The following is an 853-nucleotide window of genomic DNA, read 5'->3' as shown; positions in this document are numbered from 1 at the left end:
GGCTGCTGCGAGCGGCCGGGGTGCAGGTCGCGGCGGGCAGCGGGGCGCTGCGCGACGCGGCGAACCCGGTGGGGCGCGGCGATCCGCTGGAGGCCGCCTATCTGCTGGCCTCGCAGACGGGAATACAGGCCAACGAGGCGTACGCGGCGGTGAGTTCCGCGGCGCGCGAGACGATGGGGCTGCCGGAGGTGCGGGTGGAGGCGGGGTTCCCCGCGGAGCTTCTCGCCGTACGGGGAGAGCGGCTGGACGCCGTCCTGTCACTGGCGTACAGCAGGGTCGTCGTCCATCGCGGGCGGGTCGTCGCGCGGACGAGCGCGGTGCGGGAGTACTGCGATTCGGCGGCCGCCGTCGCCCTCGAACTGCCGCGTCAGGGGCGGTCGGACGCGGGTCCCTGAGCGCGCGGCGCCCGGCGGGCGTACGGTCGGAAACATGCGCATTGTCATCGCAGGTGGACACGGTCAGATCGCGTTGCGGCTGGAGCGTTTGCTCGCCGCGCGCGGTGACGAGGTCGCGGGAATCATCCGCGCCGAGGGACAGAGCGGGGACCTGAGGTCGGCGGGTGCCGAACCGGTCGTACTCGATCTGGAATCCGCCTCCGTGGAGCAGATCGCGGAGGTGCTCAAGGGCGCCGACGCGGCGGTCTTCGCGGCGGGCGCCGGGCCCGGCAGCAGCGCGGCGCGCAAGGACACCGTGGACCGCGACGCCGCTGTCCTCTTCGCCGATGCGGCGGAGCGTGCCGGGGTGCGCCGGTATGTGGTGATCTCGTCGATGGGGGCGGACACGGAGCGTGAGGGCGACGAGGTCTTCGACGGGTATCTGCGGGCGAAGGGCGCGGCCGACGAGGACGTACGGC

1 protein-coding gene and 1 pseudogene are annotated in these 853 nt (G+C 73.7%); both read left to right on the top strand.

Features of this window, described 5'->3' with window-relative positions:
* A pseudogene (locus J0695_RS36760) lies at window positions 1-395 on the top strand (hydrolase); the annotation flags it as partial.
* Between the two features lie 34 nt (window positions 396-429).
* The coding region (locus J0695_RS36755) for an NAD(P)H-binding protein (protein WP_206969102.1) at window positions 430-853 on the top strand (424 nt) is incomplete at its 3' end.

Origin of the sequence: Streptomyces beijiangensis, from assembly GCF_017315755.1 — a bacterium.
GTDB lineage: Bacteria > Actinomycetota > Actinomycetes > Streptomycetales > Streptomycetaceae > Streptomyces > Streptomyces beijiangensis.
This window is presented reverse-complemented; position numbering and strand designations above follow the sequence as displayed.